Here is a 21577-nt window from a genome sequence, read left to right as displayed (position 1 = left end):
TATATCATATAAGGAGAGCTGAATTGAATTGGAAGGCATTTAACCGGTATGGCTGTGGATTTCGCTGGTAATAAAAAATTATTCCAATGCAAAAATGGCAATAGTCACAAAAAAAGAGCATGTTGAATCAACATGCTCTTTGAATTTTATCAGCGACGAAGCAAGGCAGATAAAATAAAGCCCACACCACCTGCTATAAGTAATGACATCAAAGGTCTTTGATACACTTTTTGGGCCACTTGATCGGAGTACTCTTTGATGTTGCTTTGAGCTTCGTTTACTCTGCTTTTCCCTTCTTGATAAAGCTCATTAGCAACTCGCTTACTATCGTTTATTAAGGTATTAGTCGCATCACCCAATCCAGATTCTCTCATGCTTCCCTTTTTTGAGAAGTCAGAAGAAACCTGTGGTCTATTGGATGTTTCTGGTTTTTTCATGTCCATTATTATCTCCTGTAGTCCATTAATAATTACAACTCTGTGATAAAGCTTAGTTTTAAGTATAGCAAATAGGATTAAATTTCGAGTGAATTTATTGTTAAATGCCATAAAGATTTAAATATGAACTCAATCACCTCCTGCTAACCCACTCCATCCATAGTTGTTACCGCAGCAAGTAGCCGCCGATGTTGTTAATTAATTTCCGTGAGTGTGGTGGGTTAACAGAGTTGGCGTCGTGGACAGATTCACAACAGACTGACATAGATGTATCTCGCTGATGCAGGTTCTTGGAGAAACAGCTTCATAATTGGTGCGCTTTATTTGCTTTCTATGATTTAACAAATGTCGTAATTTACGATAACGGCTTCGTGCAAGTTTATTGAAAATGCAAGGGTCTGCACCGTTTATATCAAACATCTTTTAGCAAAAAGATGGATGCGTAGGATTGTAGGCTTATTCTATTTGAGTAGTTGGCCAAATCACCGACAAGTTGTAAAGGACGTTATTTACTATAATTTAAATGAATACAGTTAACTCTTTTAAAGGGAGTATTAAAATGAGCCTAATTGTTTTGTTAATCCTTATACTACTGCTAGCAGCACTAGCACCAGCCTGGCCATATAGCTCTGGTTGGGGTTATAGACCATCAGGAATTGTTGGCGTTTTGCTAATTATATTCATTCTTTTGTTAATTTTTGGTGTTGTACCAAGATAAAGATGGACAACCCACTGTAATGATTCGTGGCGCATTGGTATCTGTAATCTTGCGAATTATCTCTGTGCGCTAGGACACTAGAATGGAGATATTATGACAACAAGTAAGGGTATATTAATGCATTGGTTGCGGGATGCTCATGCAATGGAGAAGCAATCGGAACAAATGCTCAAAGGCCAAATTGCTCGCTTAGAAAATTATCCTCGTTTGAGAAAGCATATGAAGCACCATCTGGAAGAAACTATTTTTCAGAAAAATCAACTTGAAAAATGCATAAAGCAGCTAGGGGGTCATCACTCAATGTTAAAAGACTTCTCTGCAAAAATAATTGGATTGAGCCAGGTAGCAGGACATATGTTGTCCTCAGATGAGGTTGTGCAAGGTGCTATGGACATCTACGTTTTTGAAAACATGGAAATCGCCTATTACACAGCATTAATCTCTGCTGCCGAAAGTGCCGAGGAGTTGGATATGAAAATCACTTGCCAACAATTGCTGCTTCAGGAAAAAGCCATGGCTGAATGGCTATTGGGCAATCTTCCTCACCTGGTCAAAGCGTTCATTGTTCGTTCTGAGTTGTCAACAGAAACAGCCAAACGCTAAATACTTTTGGAGAACCAATAATCAGCTAGTGCTGAATTTTGATAATGGGATAACCAATGATTAAAAAATTCCTGCGCTCTTTTCGTTTGCCCACTCCTGAGTAAACTTAGAAAGTAACTTTGAGTAAATAATTCATTTTGGGCATCGCTGCCGCCCATTTGAAATGCATAGGGAAAAGAGGTAGCCATTAAATCTGCAGCCAATGAATAATCCCCTTTGGCAAAGGCAGCAATTCCAGCCAACAGGGGAGATGCTGTTTTTTGCCACAAATCCCGTTTGTAGCCGGGAGGAAGCTTGTTAGCATAATCTGAAGCGTCAGCGAGTGAACGTTTCAGCAATTCCTCCTCGCCTGCCCTGGCTAGACAATAAATAAAATGGGCATTATTAAAACCAATGTATTGCTCAAAAGGATGCAAACCCAAATGGGGCAAAATGTCTCTGAACCGTTGCTCCTGCGATATACCAGCCATATCCATTCGCCAGAGTAAAGAAATGGCATCCAGTTGTTCCAAAGCCGTATTGGGCAGACTGCCAAAAATCTTTGGATACAAATTCATAACCTGGGATTCATCCCGATTGGCTAAATGAAACAAGGCCAAATGCCAACTGTTATGCCCTCTTAAAAGGGGTAAGATCCCCTCCCAAGTAGGCTGTAAATCTTTTAAGACTTTTATTCCCCCCTCAATGTCACTCTGTAACAGATAAACATGAGCCAGGCTGTGATGAGCCCAGGGGGTATTTCGTTCAAGGCTAATGGCCTTTTCAGCAGAGGCTTTTGCTTCTTGGTAATGACCTGATAATTCGAGGGCAAAAGAAAAGCTTGCTAAAAAATATGGATTATTTTCATTCGGTTTGAAACATCGATAGCAAAGTGCCAGAAATTGCTCAGCCTGAAAAGCCTGACCAGTGCAATAATATAGCCACTCAGCAAATTTCAAAGCTAAAAGATCCTGTGGAAATAACTCAATAATGGCTGCAAAGAAGGTTAAGGCAGTTTCATACTCAAGATTAGACCATGCTTTAATGGCTTGAAAAGTTAGTTTCTCGCGTAAATTAGCACTTCTAAACAGGCTCTCAGCTTGAACCAGGTAATCATTGGCCACTTCAGTGGCTGCATGTTCTTGAGCGTATAAATTAAAAGCAGCAGCGTAACTCAATAAGAGAATATTGGAAGGATATCGTTCAACAGCATTCAAAATTGTCCCAGCCTCTTTGCCTGAGCCCAGTATCTGATGATAAAAGTGATCAAGGTTGTTGATGACGTCAACTGAGGTCGTGCTTACTTCTAATCCTTCTTGTGTTTTCATACAGTAGATTCAAAATGGTTTAACTCAAGCATAGCAAAGATTACGAACATCCGTTAAGCCAGTGCGACTACATCAAATATAGGAAGATAATGAGAGCAAACGATATTGGCGAGTCATCTTACAAGGCCCGTTTAAACGATAGATCCCTCCCATTAGGCAGAGATCTATATGCTTATATCCGTCCAGGGTGGGACTCTTTCATAGCAAAAAGAGTAATTAGTAAACTGAGTAAATAACATAGAGGCATAACCAGTAAAGCCTTGTTGTAGCTTGCCACCGTATAAACAGGAATGCCATTCACCATCAAATTTTCGCTATGATGAAGGAGAACTCCAACGAGAGGCTGGAAAATAGCCCCACCCACCAAGACGGAGAGATTGTTAAAACCCGATGCTGTTCCCACTAATTCAGGAGGATTATTGTCTTTGACTACCGCAAAGCTAACGGTTTGCCCACCTGCTCCAAATCCTAAAACAAACAATACAACATACATCCACGAAATCGGCACATTAGGAATATATAAAAGACAAATTGTTGCTACCAAGCCGAATATCGAGCTTAAAGCAAGCGCTAGCCGCCTACTGTAAAAACGGTCACTTACCCACCCTAAAAAGGGGCTGCCAATACCAATTCCCAGCCAAATCATACTGCATAAACCAGAAGCCAGGATTACAGAAATTTGATATTTTTGTTGCAGATAAGGAACACCCCATAATGCGGCAAATACCGCTATGGGTGTCCAAATAGTAAAAGCATAAGCACCAATAACCCAAGTGTAAGAGCGTTTACAAACACTAATTAAACGATGCAATTCATCAATGAATTGTCTTTTTGGCGGACGTTGCGTAGGTTGATCAGGATAATCTCGGATAACAAACCAGATTAAAGCAGCTAATGCTAAACCTACTAAGGCCAATATGAAGCTCGCATTACGCCAACCCACTTGCTGTATTAGCGCGGCTAAAGGAACCTCCCCAAACATCGCACCAACAGAACTCATTAATTGAGCAATGCCAGCCAGGAATGCAAATTGTTGTGGTGGGAACCAACGGGACACAAGAACAAGCACTCCGATAAAGGAAAAAGCAGAGGCAATACCAATTAGAAAGCGACCCAGTGCAGCGGTAAAGAGGCTATCTGTTGAAGCAAAGAAAAAAGAACCAATCGCGCAAAGGGTAAGCGCAGATGTCATCAACTTGCGTGGCCCATAGCGGTCGAATAAAAGACCAGCTGGTAGTTGCATGGGAGCATAGGCATAGAAGTAAAAGGCAGAGACAATCCCAAAACCCGCGGCACTAACCTTAAAGGTTTTCATCATAGACTCAGCCATGACACTGGGAGCCACCTGCAAAACAAATTCGTACAGGTAGAATGAGGCGGACAATAAAAAAATCATGTACGCGGTAAATTTACCAGGATGGTGATAATTTGAGTGCTGAGCGTTCAAAATAATATCTTTGCCTATTCAAAAACGCACATTACACCGCAAGCGAAATTCATTTGTCAATGCCTGCAGGATAGATTGTACCAAGAATGGCTTTGCGCCTGGCTCCTGTGATTTGAGAAAGATCTAAAGCTATGTTAGATAATGTCTTTTCTGCCAACCAGGCAAACATCGCAGCTTCAATAAAATCAGGATCAATCCCATAAGCACTGGTGCTTTTAACCTTCGTGTCAGGCAAGAGTTTGCTAAGCGAATCAAGCAGAGCCAAATTATGAGCCCCGCCACCACAAATAAGAACCTCCTTCGCCTGTATCCCTTCTTTAGTCATCGCTTCGACCACAATGCTGGAAGTCAACTGAAGTAGTGTGGCTTGTACATCCGCATTGGCCCAATTAGTTTGGAGGAATGGATTTATCCACTCCAATGAGAAATATTCCTTGCCAATACTCTTCGGGAACGGCTTTTTAAAAAATGGATCACTTAATAACTGATCAAGAAGGGGCATGATCACCTGTCCAGAACGCGCCCAGTCCCCATTTTTATCAAAATCCAATTCTCGATGTTTTTTAATCCAGGCATCCATAAGACAATTTCCAGGCCCTAAGTCATAGCCATAGACATGACCGCCAGACATTAAGCAAGTCACATTAGCAACACCACCGACATTAACTAGTATCAGCGGATGTTCAATATGAGCAAAAAGAGCCTGGTGATAGATGGGAGCAAAAGGAGCACCTTGCCCTCCTACCACCAAATCACGAGTCCTAAAATCAGCAACAACTTTAATGCGGGTTGCTTCGGCTATCGTATGTGCACAACCCAACTGCAGAGTATAGGGAATATCGGCATATGCATCATGGCAAACAGTTTGCCCATGGCTTCCAATGGCTTTAATTCGCTCCGCGGGAATCTGTGCTTTGTCAAGTAGTTCTATAGCTGCTTGTGCAAATTCCAGACCCAATATCCGATTTAATTGGCTAATTGCCTTCAGAGACTGGTTCTCGCCAGAGACAACCTCATTTAAACTTAATTTTGCCTCTTTACTGTAAGGACGGGTAACTCCTGCTATAAAATTATGCGTGCTGCAATCAATCAATGCCGCATCTATACCATCCATACTGGTGCCGGACATTAACCCCAAAAATAATTGTTCACCTGATTTGCCGTTGGTTTCATTCATAATGGTTATTGCTTAAGGTTAAAACAGCGATAAAAATTTTGAGTACTGTGGTGTGCAATTTCCTCATAACTGGTCTGACGCAAATCTGCAATCGCTTCAGCAACATATTTCACCAAAGCTGGATGGTTTTGTTTTCCCCGATAAGGTACTGGTGCTAAATAAGGTGAATCAGTTTCTATTAACATGCGATCTAGCGGTACCTTTTTTGCAACTTCATGCAAAAGCGTGGCGTTTTTAAACGTTACAATACCTGAAAAAGAAATATAAAAATTAAGATCCATCGCTTTTTGGGCAACATCCCAATTTTCTGCAAAGCAATGCATTACTCCACCTACATCAGCCGCCTTTTCTTCCGCCATAATTTGCAGCGTATCTTCCGCCGCTTGTCGAGTATGAACAATTAGAGGTTTTTTGGATGCTAAAGCTGTACGAATATGAGTCCTAAATCGTTCTTTTTGATTATTTATCCGATCCGCGTGCTCGGTTCTATAATAGTCCAGACCCGTTTCACCAATGGCAATACAGTTTGGATGCTGCGCCAGTTCATACAAAATATTTGAATTTGGTTCTTCATTGACTTCGCTGTTTGGATGCAAGCCAACTGAAATACTGATGTTTTCATAATGCTCAGCTAACTTACGTAAACTGGGATAATCGGTTAATTCGACGCAAACACAAAGAAAATGATGGACGCCGTTTTCTTTCGCCCTCTCAAGAAGATTACCTAAATCATTATTAAATTCTGTTAAATCAATAAAATTGAGATGGCAGTGAGAATCAACTAGCATATTTAGGTCTCTAATCAGTTTAAAATGAAGTTTAGCTTGAATGCCTAACCAGGGAAAGACTTATAACCCAAGAGCAAATTTTCCAAGGTGAGTAATGGATTAATATTTAGATTTTTGTTTAATTTTTTAACAATACTGTATAACTCATCCATTTGACGAAATAAGATTGGTGGAGTAAAGCAGTTTGCCAACTCTTGTAATAACTGAGCCTCACTGTGCTCCTCTTTTGAGCCTGCCAGCAGATATTTAAGCATTTGGGCATTGATTAAAGAGAGTAGCCAAATGAGATCCGAAAACCCGTGAATAGCCCATTTTGAAGCCAGAGCGCAAACGCTAATATTACCCTTAACCAAGCTAATGAGCTCTTGAATGATTTCCTCGCGCTCAGCAAGCAATTTTTCCCGCTCACTTTTATCCGCGGCCCCTTCCGCTGACAAGGCAGTCCAATCTTGAGCTAAAGGGAGATGCCATTGCTGGCATCGACTTAATATGGTGGGTAAAATTGTGCTAATGTGCTCTGCAAGTAATATGAAAGTGAGGGAAGTAGGAGGTTCCTCCAGAAGTTTTAACAGCGCATTGGCCGCTGGCACATTCATTTTTTCTGCAGGTTGCAGCAAAATTATACGTCTTACTCCCAATTGGGGAGAATGGTAAGCGAGGTCTTGTAGCTCACGAATCTGATCAATTTTTATTATGCCCCCCGCCTTATCCGGTTTTATTACATTTAAATCTGGATGCATTTTAGCGGAAACTAAGCGACATGATTGACATTCGCCACAAGGCTTGGTTTCTCGATTGCAAAGCAATACAGCAGCCATGGTATAGACAAAATCGAGAGAAGTCATGGTCGCAGGAGAAACCAACAAAAAAGCGTGAGGCAATCTTTCATGGCGGTAAATATTGCAAAAGCGCTCCCACCATTTTGCATAATCAGCTGAAAATTGAGGAATTTTAGAAGACTGCATTTTTAGCTATAAACAGTTTAAGGTGCTCAACGATGGATTCTTGCACTTGTTCCAATGGCAGACCTGCATCAATACAAACCACATTATCCATATGGCTAATCATTTTATGGTAGGCATTTGCAACATCGGTAAAAAATGCCAATGATTCTTGCTCAATCCGATCTGCAGCACTGCGCTTCTTTGCCCGACTGAGACCAAGTTCCGGAGCAATATCTAAAAAGAAAATTAAATCGGGTTTAAAGCCCTGTAGACAGTACCTGGACAAAGTAGAGATCATTTCCAGATCAAGATGCCTGCCTCCTCCTTGATAAGCATAAGTCGATAATTCGAAGCGATCACCCAAAACCCAAGTTCCTTGATTTAATGCCGGTTTAATTAACTCCTCAAGCAATTGTACTCTAGCCGAATAAAGCAGCAGCAGTTCAACCCTTGGGTCAATGATTTCATGATCTACTTTTTCTTTGATGAGACTCCTCACCGTTTCCCCAATACGAGTTCCACCTGGCTCCCGGGTGATAATCACCTGTGGAAGACAATTCTCCAGATACTCTTTAATTGTTTGCACAGCCGTGGACTTCCCTGCTCCTTCCAAGCCCTCTACCACTATGAAACGGCCCTGCCTCATCATATTAGGATCCCTTGCCTTGATATTCGGAAATGGCTTTTTTTTGCTCTTCGTAATTAACGGAGAACTGATGCGAGCCGTCCCCTTTTGCTACGAAATAAAGATAGTCGGTTTTTTGAGGGTGAGCTGCTGCATCCAAGGACCCTTTTCCTACCATTGCAATAGGGGTTGGCGGTAATCCGTGATAGCGATAGGTATTGTAGGGCGAATCCACTGATAAATCCTCGTGGCTCAATTTACCGCGATAGCTAGGGCCTAAAGCATATATAACGGTAGGATCCATTTGCAGCAGCATATGTTTTTTTAAGCGATTAACAAGAACGCCGGAAATTAATTTACGCTCAGCAGGAATGGAGGTTTCCTTTTCTAAAATGGAGGCTGCAATCAGTAATTCATAGGCAGATTGGTAGGGTAAATCAGGATCCCTGGTTTTCCAGCAATACTCCAGATACTGCAATAAGTTTTGATTGGCGCGCTTCAGCAAATTATTGGCCTCGCTGCCTGCATCATATTGATAAGTATCGGCGAGCAAAAGCCCTTCGGGACTTAAGTAATTAGCCTGGATTCCTTGCCAATCGTTTAAACCAGATTTCAAAAATGGTGCATTCGCCAGATTCGCTTTAACCTGATTAATAGTAGTTCCTTCAATAATGCTAAATGACTGAACCAATACTTCACCAGAAACAACTTTTGTTAAAAAATGACTGATTGATTCACCAGGTTTGACTTCATATATCCCTGCTTTTAATTGAGGTGCCAACCCTTTCACCTTAATCCAATAAAGCAGTAGTCGGCTCGAGGGGATCAAATGCCTGGTTTTTAAATGATGTACGAAGGTTGAGGCGGAAGTGTTTTTATCAATCGTTACAATTGCAGGCTGTGCTCCCTCAGGGAGCATTGGCCGCGAGAATAAATTATAAAAAAAATATCCTACAGCAACAACGCTAAATAAACTGAGTAAAAAGCAAGCCAATAGAATTAATTTAAGCGGGCGTTTCATCTATACCCGCTTAAAAATTAAACTTCCGTTTGTACCACCAAAGCCCAGTGAATTGCTTAATGCATAATTAATGCGCATTTCTTGGGGGCGATGAGGGACATAATTTAAATCACAATCCTCATCAGGATTGTCTAGATTAATGGTAGGTGGTGCTATTTGATCTTTTATGGCAAGAATACTAAAAATGGCTTCGACCGCACCAGCCGCACCCAACAAGTGACCAGTCATGGATTTTGTTGAGCTCATTGCCAATTTATAAGCATGCTCTTTAAACAAGCGTTTGACAGCTTTGGTTTCATTTAAATCATTCAAATAGGTGGATGTACCATGAGCATTGATGTAATCAATTTCACTGACATCAATACCTGCATCCTGAATAGCAGCGGCCATAGCACGGGTTGCACCATCTGCATCCTCATCAGGAGCGGTGATATGGTAAGCATCCCCTGACATACCAAAGCCAACTAATTCAGCATAAATGGTTGCACCACGGGCTTTAGCATGTTCATATTCTTCAAGAATCAAGACTCCAGCACCTTCGCCCATGACAAAACCATCTCGATCCTTGTCCCAAGGCCTTGAGGCTTTTTCAGGCTCATCATTACGCTTGGATAATGAACGGATTGCAGAAAAACCAGCAAGACACAACGGAGTGGTTGTCATTTCAGCCCCACCACATACCATAACGTCAGCATCACCATAAGCAATCATACGTCCGGCTAAACCGATATTATGAGTTCCAGTAGTGCAAGCGGTAACGACGGAAATATTAGGTCCCTTCAGCTTATGCCTAATGGAAATCTGTCCTGCCACCATGTTGATGATACCGGCAGGGATAAAAAACGGAGACACCTTGCGAGGGCCACCGGCTACCAGTTTATCCTGGTTGTTGGTAATGGTTTCAATACCACCGATACCTGCACCAACAGCAATACCAGTGCGCAATGCAAGTTCATCATTAATGACTAAACCAGAATCAGCAAGAGCTTCATCCGCGGCTGCAACACCATATTGAGTGAATACATCCATTTTCCTGGCGTCTTTTAGCGGCAAGTAGTTTTCTATATTAAAGTTTTTTACCTTTGCCCATATTTTAGTAGGGTATTCAGTAGTGTCGAATCCTTCAACCATACCAACACCACTTTTACCAGCTAAAATATTTTGCCAGGTTTGCTCTACATTTAGTCCGACAGGGGTAACCATCCCCATGCCGGTAACAACAACACGCCGCTTAGTCAACGGAAAACTCCTTGAAGTTATTAAGCTTCTTCTTTATTAAGATTTGATTCAATATAATCGATCGCTTCTTGAATAGTGGTGATTTTTTCAGCCTTTTCATCTGGAATTTCGGTTTCAAATTCTTCTTCGAGAGCCATCACCAACTCAACAGTATCCAGAGAGTCAGCACCTAAGTCATCAACAAAGGATGCGTTGTTTTTTAAGTCCTCTCCATTAACGCCCAATTGCTCAATAACAATCTTGCGAACTCGTTCTTCAACTGTACTCATAACTTGTATTTCCTCTTAGGTTAAAAAAGTCTTGTAGGCTAGTTTATTCAATTATTCAAAGAACGCAAGCCATTTAATCCATATACATGCCACCATTCACATGGATGGTCTCACCTGTAATATAATTTGCATAGTCCGAAGCCAAAAAGGCTACTGTTTCAGCAATATCTTCAACTTTACCAAATCGTTTAAGTGGGATGCGCTTTAGCATTTCCTCTTTGACCATATCAGGCAATGCACTGGTCATATCAGTATCAATAAACCCTGGCGCAACAACATTTACTGTAATATTACGACTGCCAATTTCCTGGGCTAAAGATTTACTAAAACCTACAACCCCTGCCTTAGCAGCTGTGTAATTGGCCTGCCCAGTATTTCCGCTGGCGCCCACGACAGAGCCAATGCTGATAATACGGCCCCATCGTGCTCGAAACATAGGTTTAAGACAAGCTTTGGTTATTCGAAATATAGCATTCAAATTGGTTTCAATAACCTTATACCATTCCTCGTCATCCATTCTTAATAATAGATTATCGCAGGTAATGCCGGCATTATTGATAAGAATCCCGGGGTTTTTATCTGCATCAGCCAGTTGGGTCATGAAATTTTCAACCCCTTCCTTGCTAGTTACATCAAGCACTTTCCCTTCACCAGCTACTTGTTCCTGTTTGAATAAATCCGTTAGCTTTTGAGCACCCTCGGAAGTTGTGGCAGTTCCAATTACATACGCACCTTTCTGAGCCAGGTTTAAGGCAATGGCTTTGCCAATCCCTCTGCTCGCTCCGGTTACTAGTGCAATTTTCCCTTGTAAATTTGACATGCTAATCCTCAAATATAATCAATTTAAATCAACTGCGTTACAGCTTGTTGAAAGCTCGAAACGTCATTCACGCTCATTGCCGATAAATTTTTATCAATGCGTTTTACAAGACCACTTAGCACTTTACCTGGTCCGCATTCAATCACGTGGTCAATGCCTTTTTGCTTCATAAGTTGAATGGTTTCAACCCATCGAACTGGCCGATAGAGTTGCTCCTTAAGTAGAGCGCGGATTTCTTGAGGAGATTGATAGACACTTAAATTCACATTTGAAATGACGTCGTATTCAGGTTTTTGAAAATTAGCCTTAGCCAGGTCTTCTTCAAAAGCTGCAGCGGCTTTTTCCAGTAAAGGGCAATGGCAAGGCACACTTACTGGGATAATTTTGGCCAAACGAGCCCCCATGTCCTCAGCCAATTTTATAGCCTCTTCAACAGCAACCGTATGCCCAGCAATAACAACTTGACCGATGGCATTGTAATTAGCCGGCATAACTTGAAATTCTGAATTACTGGCCTGTTGACATAAGCTTTTAACTTGTTCGTCACTAAGACCGACAATGGCAGCCATAGCCCCTTGCCCAAGTGGAACGTGTTTTTGCATGAGTTGACCGCGACGGGCCACAAGGTGAGCGGCATCTGCTAACTCAATTGCACCAGCACAGACTAAGGCCGCATATTCACCTAAACTATGGCCAGCCATCATTTGAGGTTTTACTGATGTGTTTTTTTGCAGCAATTTAAACACAGCCACATCGGCGGTCAACATGACTACCTGAGTAATTTCTGTTTGATTTAACTTTTCTTCTGGACCTTCTTGGGTCAATTGCCAAACATCATAACCCAGACGGTTGGAAACTTGTGCAAAACTCTCCTGAATAATTGGATACTGTTCAGCAAGCTCAGACAGCATGCCAATATTCTGGGAACCTTGGCCTGGGAAAACAAAAGCAAAATTAGTCATAATTAATTAAATGCTCCGGTCCTGTCAGTTTAGTAACGAATAGCCATGGCACCCCAAGTCATTCCTCCGCCAAACGACTCCAGCAAAAGCAAATCCCCTCGCTGGATGCGGTTTTCACGAATGGAATAATCAAGAGCAAGTGGAATGGAAGCCGCCGAAGTGTTGCCTTGGTTTTCGATAGTTACAATGACTTGTGACATAGGTAAATTAAGTTTTTTAGCTATGCCTTGAATTATGCGAATGTTCGCTTGATGAGGAATTAACCAGTTGATGTCTGATTTTTGCAAATGGCAAGTTTGCAAAATTTCATCAACAACATCACCCATGATGTTTACAGCAATTTTAAATACTTCATTGCCGCGCATGCCAATGTATGCAGCGTTGTCCAGGGAGGAGAAATTAGGATAGGTTAATAAACCATCGAAATCATGCGAAGCATGAAGGGTGCTGCCTAGAATGCCTGGCCTGTCGCTGGCGCTTAAAACCACAGCTCCTGCACCATCACCGAATAAAACGCAAGTTGAGCGATCACTCCAGTCAAGTGCCCGAGACATACTTTCGCTTCCGACCACCATGACGTGTTTGGCAGTACCACTTGCGATGTATTGTCTTGCCACATCCAGAGCATAGACAAAACCGCTGCAAGCAGCCCCAATGTCAAAGGCAGGAATCGGTTTGCTTATTTTCAAAGCATCTTGGACATGACAAGCCATGCTTGGAAAAAAGTGGTTTGGCGTACAACTGGCAACAAGGATTAGATCTAAATCGTCAGCATTAATATCGGATGAAGCCAATGCATTTATGGCAGCTTTTGAAGCCATGAAAGAAGTCGTTTCATGCTCTGATGCAATATGACGACTACTAATTCCTGTTCTTGAATAAATCCATTCATGCGTTGTATCAAGTTGAGATTCCAGCTCCTGATTACTAACTGAGCGCTCAGGTAAATAACTGCCTGTTCCATTGATAATGGCATTTTTCATAGCAATAAACCTTGATTTAAAAAATCCGTAATTTGATCGCGCACTAAATCGACCACATTATTTTTTACTTGCAATACCGCCTCTTCAATGGCGTGTTGGAAGCCTAGTTCATTTGCTCCACCGTGACTTTTGACCACAATGCCATTTAAACCCAAAAGGCTGGCACCGTTGTATCGTGCAGGATCCATGTGCTTTTTAAGATGGCCAAGAGCAGGCATCGCAAGCAAACCTACGAGCTTGGTAAAAATATTGCGAGAAAAGGATTCTTTTAAGACCGAAATCATTAGTTTTGCCAAACCTTCGCTAGCTTTTAAAGCAACGTTACCGACAAAACCATCGCAAACAACCAAATCTACTTGGCCTGAATAAAATTGATCACCTTCTACATAGCCAATGTAATTCATAAGATGGCATTCGGCCAACATGTGCGCGGTTCGTTTGACTTGATCATTGCCTTTGATTTCTTCCACGCCAATATTCAACAGGCCAATTTTAGGATTATTTTTTTGATCAACAGCTTGAATCAATGCCGATCCCATTACAGCAAATTGGAAGAGATGCTCAGCGCAAGAATCAACATTAGCGCCTAAATCAATAACGCGTGTTCTTCCCTGCATTGTAGGTAGCTCTGCGATAATAGCAGGCCTATCAATACCTGGCAGCGTTTTAAGCACAAATCGAGCTGTAGCCATAAGAGCGCCGGTGTTTCCTGCGCTCACACAAGCCTGGGCACGACCCTCTTTCACCAAATTGATGGCCACACGCATGGAAGAATCTTTTTTGTTGCGCATAGCATGAGACGGCAGTTCATCCATAGCCACAATTTCTGAGGCATGAACAATTGTGAACTGATGGTTGTTATTCACGCCTGATTTTTTTAGATGCGCATTAACCTGACCTTGATCGCCAACCAATATCAATTTTAAGTCAGGATTGTGTCGAGCAGCACGAACACAAGCAGGAATCACAACTTTTAGACCATGATCCCCGCCCATCGCATCAATTGCAATGGTAATAGGTTTCAAGCGATTACTCTTGTTCGTAAGCGTTACCAGTATCTAATACTTTTCTACCACGGTAGTAGCCGTCTTTCGTCATATGATGACGAAGATGTTTTTCACCAGTTACTGGATCCACAGATAGTGCAGGTGGTGTTAAGCCATCGTGCGAACGACGCATATCACGACGTGAACGTGATTTTTTATTTTGTTGTACAGCCATTGTATCACTCCTAAACAATTTGCATTCATTGGGGCGGAATATTACCCATTTTTTAACGTTAATCCAAGTACTACTTGCTTAAATAGTACTTATTCTAATGCTCACCGACAATAAAATGCTTCATTTCACTGTCGCAATCACTGATTTTATCATGCATTTGTGGAGCATAAAGATGTAATTCATCAGTTACTAATTCTTTTAAATTAACCTGGTAACCATCAGAAACAACACATTCATACTGTTCCATTAGTCTATCGGCCATTGCTTCCGAATCAACAATTGCCAACCTGGTCTGATTGTCATAGGGATAACTAAATTCTTTTAAACATCGTTGACAAACACTCGTCAGATTAGACTTAACTGACAAATCCAGTACATAATAATTGTCTACACGCTGCACTGAGAAATGACAGGTTATCTGGCAAGGGCCCAAAAGTTGCGGAGGGAGCCTTTCTTCTAATTCCAGGTTAACGGAGGTTTCCTCATTCTGCGCGGCTAAATTTTTCAGATTAACTAACATGACCAATCCTTATACAACTATTAGAATATGGTTTACCACAAAGGTAACTCCATAAATCTAATATTAATGCTATATAATACATGAATTAAACCTCAGTGATAACGCAAGATTGGATGCGAAATCCTTAAATGACTCCCATTCGCATAATTTTAATGGAGCGAGGATTTTAAAAATACCTTATTATAGCGTAGAATTTGATTTTTTTTTATTCATTTGCCTATGAAAGCCAAAGTTATTGTGGGAATGTCTGGTGGCGTTGATTCGTCCGTTGCTGCCTGGTTATTGCGTGAACAAGGATATGAAGTAGAAGGCTTGTTCATGAAGAATTGGGAAGAAGATGATCGTGAGGGTTATTGCGCGGCAGCTCAAGACTTGGCTGATGCACAAGCTGTATGTAATCAGTTACGCATTCCTCTGCATAGCGTGAATTTTTCAAAAGAATATTGGGATCGCGTATTTGCCCATTTTTTAAATGAATATGAAAATGGAAGAACCCCCAACCCAGATGTTTTATGCAATAAAGAAATTAAATTCAATGCTTTTTTAAATCATGCATTAAAATTAGGCGCTGACTACATTGCTACAGGCCATTATGCAAAAGTTCGAACCAGTAATGGCACTAGTCAATTACTTAAGTCAAAAGATCGAGAAAAAGATCAAACCTATTTTCTGCATGCAGTGGAACCTAGTGCCCTGGCAAGGACCTTGTTTCCTATTGGTGATTATCTTAAAGCTGAGGTTAGAGATTTCGCAAAACAGCTGGGCTTAGTAACCCATGCCAAAAAGGACTCTACCGGAATTTGCTTTATTGGGGAAAAACGTTTCAAGACATTCTTGAAGGAATTTCTTTTGGCAAAACCTGGAGACATTAAAAGTAGTTTGGGTGAATTTCTGGGAAGACATGAGGGTTTAATGTTTTACACCTTAGGCCAAAGACAGGGATTAGGTATTGGTGGTCGACAATCCGGTAATGATGAACCCTGGTATGTGGTTGATAAAGACATTGAAAGCAACACACTTATTGTGGCTCAGGGGAGTGATCACCCTTTATTATATGCCCAGGGTTTGGTTTGTGGCCCTATACATTGGCTGGTTGATTACAAAGACCAATTGCCGCTTACATGTTATGCAAAAACACGTTATCGGCAAATAGAACAACCTTGCGTAATCTCGCCTGCCAGTGGTAAACAGCATTACGTTATGTTTTCGCACTTGCAGCGTGCTATCACACCCGGACAATACATTGTATTTTATGAAAAAAATCAATGTCTGGGTGGGGCTACTATCGAACAAATTATTCGCTGATGTAGTACAATTACTCTATTCGGAGCTTTCCTCCTAATCTGGGATTAAGCTAAAATTAGAATTTAGTCGTGGAGTTTAAAATGACAGCAACCAATGCATGCCCCACCTCATCTGGCATATATTTTTCCGTCAGTGCCGCGGACAAAGTCGCTTCCTTGATTGCAGAGGAAGGCAATCCTGACTTAAACCTTCGAGTCTTTGTGACTGGAGGAGGCTGCTCAGGATTTCAATATGGTTTTACTTTTGATACTCAAATCAATGAGGATGATCAGGTGATTCAGCAAACTTGCTCTGATGGCCGCTCCTCAGTAAAACTCCTGGTGGATTCGATGAGTTATCAATATCTCAACGAAGCAGAGATTGATTACGTTCAAAATATTCAGGGGGAACAATTTGTTATCCGCAACCCCAATGCTAAAACCACTTGTGGATGTGGGTCTTCTTTCAGCATTGAGGATGACGAATAGACAACCTTAATAAGGTTGTACTACTACTTTAGTGCCAATTTTTATGAAGTTTCTACTTAACCATAAAGCATCACTTGGCAAAACCCTTATGCAGCCATGGCTTGCATTATAATTTGGTACTTCGTATGAGCCATGGATGGCGTAATATTTACTGAAAAACATGCAGTACGGCATTTTGGCACCACCATGAGGAAGCGGGTATCGTGATGAAACGCAGCCTGCCCCGCCCTTGCTCCAAATGCGATAAACTCCGGATGGGGTTCGGCATGAGCGACGAATATCCTTGCAGTAATGACTGCCTCCCGATGCCTTCCCACTACGAATGACTTTACCATTTTGAACAGCTTTCCAAGTTCTCGTTCGCGGACTGAAAATAAAAGTATTGGAAGCCAGGGTTAGATAAGGCCCATGGCTATAGGCTAAGGCTTTAGCAGGTAAGTTGAGAAAAAGAAATGGGAAAGCAAAGACAAGAATAGCAATCCCGAGTTGGCGAGGTTTTTTTTCTTCCATGACTCTTCCTAAAATGACCACCCTGCCTTTAATATAGATTAAAAATTAAACAATTTCCTCCTCATCCTTAGTCCATAAGTTTATACCGGATTTTTTAATTAAAAATTCAATGAAGTCATTATGTTTTGCAAGTTCCTCTTCGTTCGCAGGCAGAATTGGGGAGCGGCTGGATAAGCTTTCTCGACGCTCTGGAACAGCCAGAACCGCATTTGTAATGAGCTCAATTTCATCATCAAAAAGAGTGGTTTGGCCGCCTGTCATGGCCAGGTAAACTGAAGCTAAAATTTCAGCGTCCAGCAAAGCGCCATGAAGGGTACGGTTTGAGTTATCTATTTCATAGCGTTTACAAAGGGCATCCAAGCTATTGCGTTGGCCCGGATGTTTTTCTCGAGCAAGAATCAAAGTATCACAAACATTGCAGTAATCGTCTATGCGTTTAGGCCAGCCAATTAATTGTAATTCCGCATTTAGAAAACCAACATCAAAAGCGGCATTGTGGATAATCAGTTCAGAGTGTTGGATAAAGGTTATAAAGTCATGAACAACATCTTTGAATAAAGGCTTATCCTGAAGGAATTCATTACTGATGCCATGGACACGGAAAGCACCTTCATCCACTTCGCGTTCGGGATTGAGATAGATGTGAAAATGCTTTCCAGTAAGCTTGCGGTCAATCATTTCCACACAACCAATCTCAATTATTCTATGACCAAGCTCGTGGCCAATACCCGTTGTTTCGGTATCTAGAACAATTTGGCGCATTGCAGAAGTCTCGAAAATAAAGCAGGAGGGATTTTATCTTATCCTTACAGAAACTTAAATGAGGAAAGTGATTTAACGATGTGAATTTTGACTTGGCAATCTGTTATGCATCAAGAATAAATCGATGGATTTATTAAATGAAATCCATGTCATCTAAATGGGATTTAACATTAAGTTTTTCTGCAAGCCTTTTATTGTTTGCTATTTGCAAATTGACCAGTTGAGGTAATCCATTTGAAGCTAAAGAATGGTTGAAAAAGGCTCTTGGGGCTTCAAAATTCTTTGTATTGCTAAAATAAAAATCATGCACGATGCCTTTGGCATCAGTGTATAAAAACAACCAGGTGCCTTTAATTTTCTTGTGAACTTTGATGGTGAGAGGAGCGGTTAAATCCTCCATGCTTGGTTGGAGTTTCTGAAATTGTTTCTTGTAGAAATAGTGTCTGTATCTTTCTAAATCCGATTCCTTAAGTAGCAGATGCCTCTCTTTTCCGAGCTCTTGTAGGTTTTGCCAATTTAGAAAAAACCGATCGGACCAGAATATTATTAACGGCGCCACCTCTTTTATAAATCTTCTGCGTCGACAGTACCAAATGGCTTCCGAAATATCTCTTGAGACAAAAATAAGCGCATCGACGATGTTCATACTCTACACCACCTTGTTTATTTAATAATATTTCGGGTTCACTTATTGTTCAAATGAAATTAATCTGAAATAAGAACGATCATGGTGAGAAGGCTAACTCTTGACTGGGTTACTGGCATTCTTTCACCAGCCATTAAGCCATTGATTTTAAGAGCTCAATAATGGCTTCATTGGCCAGACTATCCGCCCTTTCATTTTCTGGATGACCTGAATGCCCTTTTACCCAATGCCAATGAATCTTGTGTTTGGTCGTTAAAGTATCCAGCTGTTGCCAGAGATCAGCATTTTTAACAGGCTCCCTTTTAGAATTTCGCCAGCCATTCTTTTTCCATTGGGCAATCCAGGTGGTGATACCGAGCCGCAAGTATTGAGAGTCGGTATACAAATCGATTTCACAGCTTCTTTTTAAAGCTTCAAGGGCTTTAATGGCTGCAGTTAATTCCATACGATTGTTGGTAGTAAGTGCCTCAGCTCCCATTAAGGTTTTTTCATGGCCATTGTAGCGGAGCAAAACCCCCCATCCTCCTACACCGGGATTGCCTTTACAGGCACCATCCGTATAAATTTCAATCCTCATAAAAATAAATCTGGAAAAGGCTTAACGTTAGGATCGATAGCATACACAGAAAAATCCTGAACACCAGCTTTTGTTAATACCTCTTCATCAATGAAAAAATATCCGGTTACTGTTTTGGCGGGTTGGGTGAGTATCCAGTACGCAGCATCGGCCATGATTTCCGGTTTACGGCTGGCCTTATAAATGGCCTCTGGAAAATTCACCCGGATGGCATCAGTGGCAATGGTGGTCCTTGGCCAGAGAGAGTTGGCTGCAATTCCATGTGGTTTTAGCTCCTCAGATAATCCGAGCGTACACATACTCATGCCGTATTTACTGAGGGTATATGCCAAATGGGATGCGAACCATTTGGCGTTCATATTTAGAGGTGGGGAAAGAGTCAAAATGTGAGGATTACTAGAACGCTTAAGATAGGGAATTGCAGTTTGAGCGCACAGAAAACTAGCCCTCGTATTCACAGATTGCATTAAATCATAACGTTTCATAGGTGTTGAAACGGTGTCGGTTAAACTAATTGCACTGGCATTATTAATTAAAATATCCAATTGGCCAAAGGCTTGCACCGTTTGTGCCATGGCTTGTTGAACTTGATCGTCATAGCGCACATCTACAACTAATGGCAAAGCCTCTCCCCCTAGCTCCTCGATTTCCTTAGCCACACTGTGTATGGTTCCCTCAAGAGTTGGATGAGGTTTATCGGTTTTGGCTGCAATCGCTATTTTTGCACCTTCCTTGGCAAAACGATGCGCAATAGCTCGTCCTATGCCGCGGCTACCGCCCGTTATAAATAGCACTTTCGTCATTTCTTCTCCTTAAGATGAAGTCCAGAAATTTTGGTTAGCAAAAACGTAGTTAACCACCCATAGGGAGGATAAAACCAGGGAACCATATTAAACCGTTTTTGCACAAAAACCGCTTTTAATTTGGAAAACACATCAAAGCCTTCCTGAGCGTGATAATAACCCATTCCACTTTGCCCCACGCCTCCGAAAGGCAGATCATCAATTCCAATATAGGTTAGGCTATCATTGATGCATAACGCACCGGATAAAGTTCTCATGCTCAACTGCTCGATTTCTTGTTGATCAGAGCCGTAGTAATAAAGAACAAGCGGATTTGCAAAAGCATTAATTTGCTCTAAAGCATCATTAAGGGATTGGTAGCAGAGTACAGGCAAAATCGGCCCAAATATTTCCTCCTGCATCACTTTCATTGCTAAACTGGCATTAAAAATTAAATGGATTGGTAATTTTCTGCCATTTTTAACGCCATTCCCTATTGTAACAATTCGAGCACCTTTCATTTCAGCATCTTTAAGGATATTTTCTAACCTTTGCTTGTGCTCGGTTGAAATGATGCTTGAATAATCCTGATTATCTATTAGGTTTGGATAATGCTCATCAATGAATTGCCTGAATTCATCCTCAATCAGTTGCTCCCGATTCTTTGGAATAAGTAAAAAATCGGGAGCTATGCAGGTTTGTCCCGCATTGGCGACTTTAGCCATGAAAAGGCGTTTTAAAAACTGCGGCTTTAGGGTATTCGAAATAAAAACAGGTGATTTCCCCCCTAACTCCAACGTAACAGGGGTAAGATGTTCAGCTGCGGCTTTCATCACTTGCGACCCTACTTTCGGCGAACCAGTAAACAGTAAATGACCAAAAGGCAATTGGCTAAACGATTTGGCGATTTCAATATCTCCATTGACGATTTGTATCGTTTCAGCAAGTCTTGAGTTTTGAATGAGCTGCTCAAAAAATCCACCCACAGCGGCTGTTAATTCAGACATTTTAATCATGACCCTATTGCCTGCTGCCAAAGCATAGGCGAGTGGACCAATGGCCAACAGCAGAGGATAGTTCCACGGTACGACAATGCCTACTACGCCCAATGGCTGCGGCAGCAGATAAGCTGACGCTGGCTTAAACAACCAGGAAACATGACGTTTACGGGGTTTAGCCCATTTTTTTAGATTTTTTATACAATAATTTATGGTATTGATGGCTGGAAAAAGCTCAAGAAGTAGAGTTTCAAAACGACTGCGATGAGAAAAATCATAACTCAACTGTTCGGCCAATGCTTCTGCATTCTCCTGAAGAATCTTCTTAAGGAGCAATAAATTTTCTCGGCGTTGGCTTAAAGAAGCATATGGTTCTTTAAGATGGCGCTCCTTCAACGTTTGAAAGTGTTGAGGTAATTCCATGATTTAATCCTTTAGGGCATTGATTT

General features: G+C 41.4%; 26 protein-coding genes. 4 read left to right on the top strand and 22 right to left on the bottom strand.

Going from position 1 to position 21577, the window contains the following annotated elements; genetic code table 11:
• Positions 1-149: 149 nt before the first annotated feature.
• Positions 150-443, bottom strand: a complete 294-nt coding sequence (locus EL203_RS06490; protein WP_126320101.1) for a hypothetical protein — start codon at positions 441-443, stop codon at positions 150-152.
• Positions 444-960: 517 nt separating this feature from the next.
• On the opposite strand from EL203_RS06490, the gene EL203_RS06485 reads away from it, so the two are divergent.
• A complete protein-coding gene (locus EL203_RS06485; RefSeq protein ID WP_310886269.1) occupies positions 961-1155 on the top strand; it encodes a DUF3309 family protein in 195 nt (64 codons plus the stop codon).
• A 93-nt stretch (positions 1156-1248) separates the two neighbouring features.
• Positions 1249-1758: a ferritin-like domain-containing protein gene (locus EL203_RS06480; RefSeq protein WP_058469942.1), complete on the top strand. Its 510-nt coding sequence runs from the start codon at positions 1249-1251 to the stop codon at positions 1756-1758.
• On the opposite strand, the gene EL203_RS06475 is transcribed toward EL203_RS06480, so the two are convergent.
• The 15 genes from EL203_RS06475 to EL203_RS06405 form a co-directional block, all read right to left on the bottom strand.
• Positions 1755-3065 carry a tetratricopeptide repeat protein gene (locus EL203_RS06475; RefSeq protein ID WP_058469943.1) on the bottom strand — a complete coding sequence of 437 codons (1311 nt, stop codon included), beginning with the start codon at positions 3063-3065 and terminating at the stop codon, positions 1755-1757. The two genes, EL203_RS06480 and EL203_RS06475, sit on opposite strands and share 4 nt — an antisense overlap.
• Positions 3066-3237: 172 nt before the next feature.
• Positions 3238-4461: an MFS transporter gene (locus EL203_RS06470; protein ID WP_082647121.1), complete on the bottom strand. Its 1224-nt coding sequence runs from the start codon at positions 4459-4461 to the stop codon at positions 3238-3240.
• Positions 4462-4561: 100 nt separating this feature from the next.
• Positions 4562-5689 carry an anhydro-N-acetylmuramic acid kinase gene (locus EL203_RS06465; RefSeq protein ID WP_082647122.1) on the bottom strand — a complete coding sequence of 376 codons (1128 nt, stop codon included), beginning with the start codon at positions 5687-5689 and terminating at the stop codon, positions 4562-4564.
• Positions 5690-5694: 5 nt separating this feature from the next.
• A complete protein-coding gene (locus EL203_RS06460; RefSeq protein WP_058469945.1) occupies positions 5695-6477 on the bottom strand; it encodes a TatD family hydrolase in 783 nt (260 codons plus the stop codon).
• Positions 6478-6521: 44 nt separating this feature from the next.
• Complete coding sequence (locus tag EL203_RS06455) at positions 6522-7442, bottom strand: DNA polymerase III subunit delta' C-terminal domain-containing protein (protein WP_058469946.1); 921 nt, start codon at positions 7440-7442, stop codon at positions 6522-6524.
• Positions 7429-8067, bottom strand: a complete 639-nt coding sequence (gene tmk / locus EL203_RS06450) for a dTMP kinase (RefSeq protein ID WP_232004063.1) — start codon at positions 8065-8067, stop codon at positions 7429-7431. The genes EL203_RS06455 and tmk overlap by 14 nt, the downstream gene beginning before the upstream one ends.
• A 4-nt stretch (positions 8068-8071) precedes the next feature.
• A complete protein-coding gene (mltG, locus tag EL203_RS06445; protein ID WP_058469948.1) occupies positions 8072-9067 on the bottom strand; it encodes an endolytic transglycosylase MltG in 996 nt (331 codons plus the stop codon).
• The gene (gene fabF / locus EL203_RS06440; RefSeq protein ID WP_058469949.1) at positions 9068-10306 is read right to left on the bottom strand and encodes a beta-ketoacyl-ACP synthase II; all 1239 of its coding nucleotides are present in this window, start codon (positions 10304-10306) and stop codon (positions 9068-9070) included. It abuts the gene before it with no gap.
• A gap of 20 nt (positions 10307-10326) precedes the next feature.
• Complete coding sequence (gene acpP / locus EL203_RS06435) at positions 10327-10575, bottom strand: acyl carrier protein (protein WP_058469950.1); 249 nt, start codon at positions 10573-10575, stop codon at positions 10327-10329.
• A gap of 73 nt (positions 10576-10648) precedes the next feature.
• Entirely contained in the window at positions 10649-11395 is a 747-nt protein-coding gene (gene fabG / locus EL203_RS06430; RefSeq protein ID WP_058469951.1) for a 3-oxoacyl-ACP reductase FabG, read from the bottom strand.
• 23 nt (positions 11396-11418) lie between these two features.
• On the bottom strand, positions 11419-12357 hold the full coding sequence (gene fabD, locus EL203_RS06425) for an ACP S-malonyltransferase (RefSeq protein ID WP_058469952.1): 939 nt from the start codon (positions 12355-12357) through the stop codon (positions 11419-11421).
• A 29-nt stretch (positions 12358-12386) separates the two neighbouring features.
• Positions 12387-13340, bottom strand: a complete 954-nt coding sequence (locus EL203_RS06420) for a beta-ketoacyl-ACP synthase III (RefSeq protein WP_058469953.1) — start codon at positions 13338-13340, stop codon at positions 12387-12389.
• Positions 13337-14365: a phosphate acyltransferase PlsX gene (gene plsX / locus EL203_RS06415; RefSeq protein ID WP_058469954.1), complete on the bottom strand. Its 1029-nt coding sequence runs from the start codon at positions 14363-14365 to the stop codon at positions 13337-13339. Before plsX ends, EL203_RS06420 begins: the two co-directional genes overlap by 4 nt.
• 4 nt (positions 14366-14369) lie before the next feature.
• Entirely contained in the window at positions 14370-14561 is a 192-nt protein-coding gene (rpmF, locus tag EL203_RS06410) for a 50S ribosomal protein L32 (RefSeq protein WP_058469955.1), read from the bottom strand.
• 94 nt (positions 14562-14655) lie between these two features.
• Complete coding sequence (locus tag EL203_RS06405; RefSeq protein ID WP_058469956.1) at positions 14656-15081, bottom strand: YceD family protein; 426 nt, start codon at positions 15079-15081, stop codon at positions 14656-14658.
• 219 nt (positions 15082-15300) lie between these two features.
• On the opposite strand from EL203_RS06405, the gene mnmA reads away from it, so the two are divergent.
• The gene (mnmA, locus tag EL203_RS06400) at positions 15301-16386 is read left to right on the top strand and encodes a tRNA 2-thiouridine(34) synthase MnmA (protein ID WP_058469957.1); all 1086 of its coding nucleotides are present in this window, start codon (positions 15301-15303) and stop codon (positions 16384-16386) included.
• A gap of 80 nt (positions 16387-16466) precedes the next feature.
• Positions 16467-16853, top strand: a complete 387-nt coding sequence (gene erpA / locus EL203_RS06395) for an iron-sulfur cluster insertion protein ErpA (RefSeq protein WP_058469958.1) — start codon at positions 16467-16469, stop codon at positions 16851-16853.
• A gap of 6 nt (positions 16854-16859) precedes the next feature.
• On the opposite strand, the gene EL203_RS06390 is transcribed toward erpA, so the two are convergent.
• The 6 genes from EL203_RS06390 to EL203_RS06365 all read right to left on the bottom strand — a co-directional run bounded on the left by EL203_RS06390 (position 16860) and on the right by EL203_RS06365 (position 21551).
• A complete protein-coding gene (locus EL203_RS06390) occupies positions 16860-17363 on the bottom strand; it encodes a L,D-transpeptidase (RefSeq protein ID WP_058469959.1) in 504 nt (167 codons plus the stop codon).
• Positions 17364-17408: 45 nt separating this feature from the next.
• On the bottom strand, positions 17409-18125 hold the full coding sequence (gene dnaQ / locus EL203_RS06385; protein ID WP_058469960.1) for a DNA polymerase III subunit epsilon: 717 nt from the start codon (positions 18123-18125) through the stop codon (positions 17409-17411).
• Positions 18126-18258: 133 nt separating this feature from the next.
• Complete coding sequence (locus EL203_RS06380; RefSeq protein WP_058469961.1) at positions 18259-18771, bottom strand: IS6 family transposase; 513 nt, start codon at positions 18769-18771, stop codon at positions 18259-18261.
• 133 nt (positions 18772-18904) lie between these two features.
• Positions 18905-19348, bottom strand: a complete 444-nt coding sequence (gene rnhA / locus EL203_RS06375) for a ribonuclease HI (protein ID WP_058469962.1) — start codon at positions 19346-19348, stop codon at positions 18905-18907.
• Positions 19345-20151, bottom strand: coding sequence for an SDR family oxidoreductase (locus EL203_RS06370; RefSeq protein WP_058469963.1), 807 nt, complete (start codon positions 20149-20151; stop codon positions 19345-19347). The genes rnhA and EL203_RS06370 overlap by 4 nt, the downstream gene beginning before the upstream one ends.
• The gene (locus tag EL203_RS06365; protein ID WP_058469964.1) at positions 20148-21551 is read right to left on the bottom strand and encodes a coniferyl aldehyde dehydrogenase; all 1404 of its coding nucleotides are present in this window, start codon (positions 21549-21551) and stop codon (positions 20148-20150) included. The genes EL203_RS06370 and EL203_RS06365 overlap by 4 nt, the downstream gene beginning before the upstream one ends.
• Positions 21552-21577 lie beyond the last annotated feature (26 nt).

It is taken from the genome of Legionella jordanis (assembly GCF_900637635.1).
Classification (GTDB): Bacteria; Pseudomonadota; Gammaproteobacteria; order Legionellales; family Legionellaceae; genus Tatlockia; species Tatlockia jordanis.
Note: the sequence above shows the minus strand (reverse complement) of the source record. Positions and strands in the feature narration are given on the sequence as shown.